Consider the following 7685-nt stretch of genomic DNA (forward strand, 5'->3'; position numbering starts at 1 on the left):
GAGATGCAGGACGAGCGTCGTCTTGCCCGCGCCGTTGGGCCCGAGCAGGGCGACGCGCTCCCCGCAGGACATGTCCTGCGGGCCCCGCCCGTCCCCGTGTCGTCTCACCCGGCACATCGCGAGCCGGTGACCGTTCCGGTCACAGCACCGGCGCCGCGGTGGCGACCTTAGAACGGCTCGAAGTCGTCGAAGTCGCGCTGGGCGTCGTCCCGTTCGGCCTGACGGTCGCGGCGGCGCTGTGCCGCGGGGCGCTGCTCCTCCAGGCGGTGGTCCTCGCCGCGCCGGCCGAGCATCTCCGCACCGGCCATGACGGTCGGCTCCCAGTCGAAGACGACCGCGTTGTCCTCGGGGCCGATGGCGACGCCGTCACCGGAGCGGGCGCCCGCCTTGAGCAGCTGCTCCTCCACACCGAGGCGGTTCAGCCGGTCGGCGAGGTAGCCGACGGCCTCGTCGTTGTTGAAGTCGGTCTGGCGCACCCAGCGTTCGGGCTTCTCGCCACGCACCCGGAACAGTCCGTCGTCCTCGGACGTCACGGTGAACCCGGCGTCGTCGACGGCCTTCGGGCGGATGACGATACGGGTCGCCTCCTCCTTCGGCCGGGCCGCGCGGGCCCCGGCGACCAGTTCGGCCAGCGCGTACGACAGTTCCTTCAGGCCGATGTGCGCGAGGGCCGACGCCTCGAAGACCCGGTAGCCGCGCGCCTCCAGGTCGGGGCGCACCATCTCGGCGAGGTCCCTGCCGTCCGGTACGTCGATCTTGTTGAGGACGACGATGCGGGGCCGGTCGCCGAGGCCGCCGTACTGCTTCAGCTCCTCCTCGATCACCTGGAGGTCGGTCACCGGGTCGCGCTCGGACTCCAGGGTCGCCGTGTCCAGGACGTGCACCAGGACGCTGCACCGCTCGACGTGCCGCAGGAACTCCAGGCCGAGGCCCTTGCCCTGGCTGGCGCCGGGGGTCAGGCCGGGCACGTCCGCGATCGTGTAGACGGTCGAACCGGCCGTCACCACACCCAGGTTGGGGACGAGGGTGGTGAAGGGGTAGTCCGCGATCTTCGGCTTGGCCGCGCTCAGCACGGAGATCAGCGAGGACTTGCCGGCGCTCGGGTAGCCGACCAGCGCCACATCGGCGACGGTCTTCAGCTCCAGCACGATCTCCCCGCTGTCGCCCGGCTCGCCGAGCAGCGCGAACCCGGGCGCCTTGCGGCGGGCGGAGGCCAGGGCCGCGTTGCCGAGGCCGCCCCGGCCGCCCTGCGCGGCGATGTACGACGTGCCGTGCCCGACCAGGTCGGCGAGCACGTTGCCCGCCCGGTCGAGGACGACGGTGCCGTCCGGCACCGGCAGGACCAGGTCCTGGCCCTCCTTGCCGGAGCGGTTGCCGCCCTCGCCCGGCTTGCCGTTGGTGGCCTTGCGGTGCGGGGAGTGGTGGTACTCGAGAAGCGTGGTGACCGACTGGTCGACGGTCAGCACGATGTCACCGCCGCGGCCGCCGTTGCCGCCGTCCGGGCCGCCGAGCGGCTTGAACTTCTCGCGGTGGACGGAGGCACAGCCGTGACCTCCGTTACCCGCGGCGACATGCAGTTCGACGCGGTCCACGAAGGTGGTCATGGTTCAGTGCCTCCAGGAAAACGGGACGTGCGGGGTACGACTGGTCAACACACGAAAGGCGGACCCGCCTTCCCGACCGGGAAGTGAGGTCCGCCTCGCGCGAGGATCTCGCGATCGCTCGCGAAACTCGTGGAACTCCGTGGAACGCTTCCGGTCAGGCGACCGGGACGATGTTCACGACCTTGCGGCCACGGTGGGTACCGAACTCCACCGCACCGGCCAGCAGCGCGAACAGCGTGTCGTCGCCACCGCGGCCGACGCCCGCGCCCGGGTGGAAGTGGGTGCCGCGCTGACGGACCAGGATCTCACCGGCGTTCACGACCTGACCGCCGAAGCGCTTCACGCCGAGCCGCTGGGCATTGGAGTCGCGACCGTTCCGGGTGGACGATGCGCCCTTCTTGTGTGCCATCTCTTCTCAGTCCCTTACTTCGCAGCCGTGGGGATCGACGTGACCTTGATCGCCGTGTACTGCTGGCGGTGGCCCTGCCGACGGCGGTAGCCGGTCTTGTTCTTGTAGCGCAGAATGTCGATCTTCTGGCCCTTGTGGTGGTCCACGACCTCGGCCTCGACCTTGATGCCCGCCAGCACCCACGGGTCACTGGTCACGGCGTCGCCGTCCACGACGAGCAGGGTCGAGAGCTCGACCGTGTCGCCCACCTTGGCGGTGGAAATCTTGTCAACCTCGACGATGTCACCGACAGCAACCTTGTGCTGGCGGCCACCGCTGCGCACGATGGCGTACACGCGGATCTCACTCTCTCGCTCGGAACGGACCCCCTGAAGCCAGCCGCCCACACGGGTTCACCGAACCCGACATCCGGAAGGACGAGCGGCCTCCCCCGTCCCGACGGGCCCTGACGGGTCCCCGGGCGGGAGGTGAGGTGCTCAGGAGTTGGCGTACTGGAACACGCCGAAGGTCAAGGTTACGGGGCACGCCCCACGGGGGTCAAACCGGGCTTCCCTCACTCGAGCGCGGCGACATGGTCGGCGTACGCCTCCCTGATCCGCGCGGGTGACAGCTTCAGGTGCTCCAGGATCGTGTAGCGGCCCGGCCGGGTCTCCGGGGCGAACTCCACGGCCCGGACGAACTCGTCGTCCGTGAAGCCGATCTCCTCCGCCGTCACCGGCAGCCCGTGCCGGCGCAGCGTGTCCGTCATCGCCCGGGCGCCCTCGGTGTCGCCGCGCAGATGCATCGCGAACGCCGCCCCGATGCCGACCTGTTCGCCGTGGCTGGCGGCCCGCCTCGGGTACAGCAGGTCGAGCGCGCGGCTGATCTCGTGACAGGCCCCGGACGACGGCCGGGTGTGTCCGGCCATCGACATGGCGATGCCCGACAGCACCAGCCCCTCGGACAGCACGGTCAGGAATCCGTCGTCGCCGCAGCCGCCCGGGTGCCGCAGCACGGCCTCTCCCGCCTGGCGTGCCATGGCCGCGGCCAGACCGTCGACCTTCTCGCCGTTGACCCGGTGGGACAGCTCCCAGTCGGCGACCGCGCAGATGTTGGACAGCGCGTCGCCGATGCCCGAGCGCACGAACCGGATCGGCGCCTCCCTTATCACCGCGAGGTCCACGAGGAGCGCGATGGGGGCGGGCACGCCGTAGGAGCCGCGGCCGGCGTCGTTGTCGAGGATGGAGACGGGTGAGCAGATGCCGTCGTGCGACAGGTTGGTCGCGGCGGCGACCATGGGCAGCCCGAGCCGGGCCGCCGCGTACTTCGCGCAGTCGATGACCCTGCCGCCGCCCAGACCGACCACCGCGTCGTGACCGCCGGACTTCATCTCGTCCGCCAGCCGGACCGCGTCGTCCAGGGTGCTGCCGCCGACCTGGTACCAGGTGGCTCCGGGCAGTGTGGGGGCGAGCCGCTCGCGCAGACGCGCGCCGGAGCCGCCGCTGACGGCGACGGCGAGCCGGCCGGAGCGTGAGATGCGTTCGTCGGCCAGTACGGCCGCCAGGCCCTCCAGGGCGCCGGGACGCACGTCCACGACGACCGGCGAGGCGACGAGCCTCGTCAGTACCGGCATGCGCACTCCCGGCCGCGGGCGAGGTCGGGCACGGCCGGCGCGTCCTGCGGTCCCACGGGCCCGAGGGCCGGGGGCGGGGTGTCCGTACAGGGGCGCAGACGCCGTCCGGCGCCGGCCGCGGGCACAAGGCCTGTCATCGCGGTTCTCTCCTTCATGTCCCTCGGGCCGATTCCCTCGGGGAAACCCGTGTGGCCCTGTCCGGAACGGACAGGACCACACGGTTCGCTTCGATCGACGAGGTCAGCCCTGGTCGGCGGGGACCGGGACGGAGGACACCGTCTGCTCGGCCGCCGCGGCCTTCCTCGCGGTCGTCTTCTTCGCCGTCGTCTTCTTCGCCGCCGCCTTCTTGGCGGTCGTCGTCTCCTTCGCGGCGGTCTTCTTGGCGGCGGTCTTCTTGGCGGCCGTCGTCTTCTTGACGGCGGCCTTCTTCGCCGTCGCCTTCTTGGCGGTCTTGCGGGCCGCCTTCTTGGCGGGCGCGGCCGCCTCGGCCTCCGCCGGCTCCGCGCTCTCCGCGGCCGGCGCGGCTTCCGCCGGGGCTTCGGCAGCGGGTGCCTCGGCCGGTGCCGTCTCCGCGGCCGGGACGACCACGACGGCCGCCTCCTCCGACGCGGTGGGCGCCGTGGCCCTGCGCACCGCACGGCGGCGCGGGCGGGCCGGAGCGGCGCTCTCGGCGGGGACCGCGGCCTCCGCGGCGGCCTCCGGTGCCGCTTCGGCGGGAGCCTCGGCGGACGGAGCAGCGGCAACGGACGGGGCAGCCGGAGCCGCCGGTTCGGTGACCGTCACCACGGCGGCCTCCGCACCCGCCGGTGAACCGGCCGGAGCGGACACCTTGCGGGTCGCCCGGCGGCGCACCCGGCCCGTCGGCGCGGCCTCCTCGGCGGGAGCCGTCTCGGCGGGCGCCGCAGCCGCAGCCGCAGCCGCAGCCGCAGCGGCCGGAGCCTGCGCGACGACGGTGTCCTCGGCGGCCACCGGACCGGCCGTGGCCTCCTCGGCGGACGCGGGCCGCACCGGGTGCTCGGCCACCTCCTCGGCGGTCGTCTCCTGGGCCGTCGGACCCGTCGGACCCGTCGGACCCGTCGGGCCCGTCGTGGCCGGGGTGGTCCCGGTCCGCGTCGCGCGCCGCTCGGAGCGGGGCGCGCCCGCCGGTGCCTGGGCCCGGCGGCTCACCCGGCGGCGGGACCGGCCACGGGTGGCGGCGGCCTCCGCCTCGGCGACGCTGCTGTAGAGCTCCTCGTCCGGCGTGAACTCGGGCGCGGGCAGCGCCACCGGCACGGCGGCCTCGTGGGCGACCTCGGCGGCCGTCTCGACGACACCGGCCGGCTCGGGCTCGACGGCCTCCTCGGTCTCCACCGCCGTCACGGCGGTCTCGTACTCGTGCGTCTCGTGCTCGTGCGCCGCGCCCTCACCGCCGCGCCCGCGCTTGCGGCGCTTGCCGCCGCCGGGAGCGGGGGGCTGCTCCATGTGCACGATGACACCGCGTCCGTTGCAGTGCACGCAGGTCTCGGAGAACGACTCCAGCAGACCCTGGCCGACCCGCTTGCGGGTCATCTGCACGAGCCCCAGCGAGGTCACCTCGGCCACCTGGTGCTTCGTACGGTCGCGGCCCAGGCACTCCAGCAGGCGCCGCAGCACCAGGTCCCGGTTGGACTCCAGGACCATGTCGATGAAGTCGATGACGATGATGCCGCCGAGGTCGCGCAGCCGCAGCTGACGGACGATCTCCTCGGCCGCCTCCAGGTTGTTCCGGGTGACGGTCTCCTCGAGGTTGCCGCCCTGACCGGTGAACTTGCCGGTGTTGACGTCGATGACGACCATCGCCTCGGTCCGGTCGATGACCAGCGAACCGCCGCTGGGCAGCCAGACCTTGCGGTCCAGTGCCTTGGCGAGCTGCTCGTCGATCCGGTACGTGGCGAACACGTCGACCTCGGAGGTCCACCGCGACAGCCGCTCGGCGAGGTCCGGCGCCACGTGCGAGACATACCCGTGGACGGTCTGCCAGGCCTCGTCACCGCTGACGATGACCTTGGAGAAGTCCTCGTTGAAGATGTCACGCACGACCCGGACGGTCATGTCCGGCTCGCCGTACAGCAGCGTCGGCGCGTTGCCGGTCCTGGCCTTCTTGCGGATCTCCTCCCACTGCGCCTGGAGCCGCTCGACGTCGCGGCGCAGCTCGTCCTCGCTGGCACCCTCGGCGGCGGTGCGCACGATGACGCCCGCGTCCTCGGGGACGATCTTCTTGAGGATGGTCTTCAGCCGCGCCCGCTCGGTGTCGGGCAGCTTGCGGCTGATGCCGGTCATGGAGCCCTCGGGCACGTACACCAGGTAGCGGCCGGGGAGGGAGACCTGGCTGGTCAGCCGGGCGCCCTTGTGGCCGATCGGGTCCTTCGTCACCTGGACGAGCACGGACTGCCCGGACTTCAGGGCGGCCTCGATACGGCGCGGTCCGCCGGAGACGCCGAGGGCCTCGAAGTTGACCTCACCGGCGTACAGCACGGCGTTGCGGCCCTTGCCGATGTCGATGAAGGCGGCCTCCATCGACGGCAGCACGTTCTGGACCTTGCCCAGGTAGACGTTGCCGACGTACGACGTCGACTGCTCCTTGTTGACGTAGTGCTCGACGAGCACGTTGTCCTCGAGGACGCCGATCTGGGTGCGCTCGCCGTGCTGGCGTACGACCATCACGCGCTCGACGGCCTCGCGCCGGGCCAGGAACTCGGCCTCGGTGATGATCGGGACGCGGCGGCGGCCCTGCTCGCGGCCCTCGCGACGGCGCTGCTTCTTGGCCTCGAGACGGGTGGAGCCCTTGATGGACTGCACCTCGTCGGAGGGTTCGCTGGGCTTGCGCGGCTCACGGACCTTGACGACGGTGCGCTCGGGGTCGGTCTCGGCGGCCTCGGTCTCGGCGGCGCCGTCACCGGCGCGCCGACGGCGCCGGCGACGGCGCCGGCTGCCCGCGCTGGAGCCGCCGGACGTGTCGGCACCGGCCTCGGTGTCGTCCTCGTCCTCGGACTCCTCGGCGTCCTCCTCGGCCTGCTCCGCGGTGTCCTCGGCGTCCTGCGCGGCCTGCTCGGCGACGAGCTCGTCGTCGTCGCCCGCCTCGGAATCGGCGGTCTCACCCCGGCGGCGACGACGGCCACCGCGGCGACGACGGCGGCGCGAGCCGGTCTCCTCCTCGGTGTCGTCGTCGCCCTCGGCCTCGTCCTCCGGTTCCTCGGACTCGTCCTCGGCGGCCGGGCGGGCCTCGGGCTCCTCGCCGTAGGCGGCACCCCGGCGGCGACGGCGGCGACGGCCTGCGGGCTCCTGCGCGTCCTCGGTGTACTCCGCCTCGGCCTCTTCCGGCTCCTCCTCCGGCTCCTCGGCCTCCACGGCACGGGCGGCCTCGGCGGCCGCCTCGGCCGCGGCACGCTGCGGGGTCTGGAAACGGGGTTCGGTGAAGACCGGCGCCTGGAACACGGCGACGGCGGGGCGGGCGGGGCGACGCGGCGCGGTGTCCTCGCCGTCACCCGCGGCGGCGGCATCGGCAGTGGGCTGGGCGGGCGCGGAGAAGCCTGCGGCAGCCTTGCGCGCGACCCGGCGGCGGCCACGGCGCGGGCCGGCCTCCTCGGCGACAAATTCCACGGCTTCCGCCACCGCGGGTTCCACGGCTGCGGGGGCGGGGGTCACGTCCTCGGCGGCGGGAGCCTCCGCCGTCCCGGCACTCACCGGCGTGTCGACGGGAGCGGACACCTTGCGGGTGGCGCGACGGCGGGTACGGCGCGGAGCCGCGTCGTCCTCCGTGACCTCGGCGGGGGCCTGCGTGAGGACACCGGCCTCGACGGGGATCTCGACGGCCACCGGCGTCTCGGCGGTGACCGGCACCTCCTCGACGACGGACGCGGCCTCACCGGCCCCGGTCGCCCCGGCGGCGGGCGCGGAAGCCCGGCGCGTGGCACGGCGACGCGCACGCGGAGCGGGCGCCACCTCCTCCGTGGCCTCGGCCTCGTCCGCCACGACAGCCTCGTCGGCCACCGGAGCGGCCTCGGCCACCGGCACCACGGTCTCCACAGCCTCACCGCCACTC

General features: G+C 73.3%; 6 protein-coding genes and 1 pseudogene. All 7 read right to left on the reverse strand.

Annotation, left to right across the window (positions count from 1 at the left end; all coding sequences use genetic code 11):
- On the reverse strand, nt 1–117 hold a 117-nt coding region (locus ABZ862_RS10745; protein ID WP_360956075.1), incomplete at its 3' end, for an ATP-binding cassette domain-containing protein.
- Between the two features lie 50 nt (nt 118–167).
- Nucleotides 168–1604, reverse strand: coding sequence for a GTPase ObgE (obgE, locus tag ABZ862_RS10750; protein WP_360955591.1), 1437 nt, complete (start codon nt 1602–1604; stop codon nt 168–170).
- Nucleotides 1605–1758: 154 nt separating this feature from the next.
- Complete coding sequence (gene rpmA / locus ABZ862_RS10755) at nt 1759–2013, reverse strand: 50S ribosomal protein L27 (RefSeq protein ID WP_360955593.1); 255 nt, start codon at nt 2011–2013, stop codon at nt 1759–1761.
- Between the two features lie 14 nt (nt 2014–2027).
- On the reverse strand, nt 2028–2348 hold the full coding sequence (gene rplU, locus ABZ862_RS10760) for a 50S ribosomal protein L21 (protein ID WP_111586158.1): 321 nt from the start codon (nt 2346–2348) through the stop codon (nt 2028–2030).
- Nucleotides 2349–2566: 218 nt separating this feature from the next.
- Complete coding sequence (locus tag ABZ862_RS10765; RefSeq protein WP_360955595.1) at nt 2567–3625, reverse strand: iron-containing alcohol dehydrogenase family protein; 1059 nt, start codon at nt 3623–3625, stop codon at nt 2567–2569.
- A 20-nt stretch (nt 3626–3645) separates the two neighbouring features.
- Nucleotides 3646–3762: pseudogene (locus tag ABZ862_RS10770) on the reverse strand (phosphocholine cytidylyltransferase family protein); the annotation flags it as partial.
- Nucleotides 3763–3865: 103 nt separating this feature from the next.
- Nucleotides 3866–7685, reverse strand: a 3820-nt coding sequence (locus ABZ862_RS10775; RefSeq protein ID WP_360955597.1) for an Rne/Rng family ribonuclease, incomplete at its 5' end; no start/stop codon positions are given.

The sequence above is a fragment of the Streptomyces sp. NPDC047000 genome (assembly GCF_040644295.1).
Taxonomy (GTDB): Bacteria; Actinomycetota; Actinomycetes; order Streptomycetales; family Streptomycetaceae; genus Streptomyces.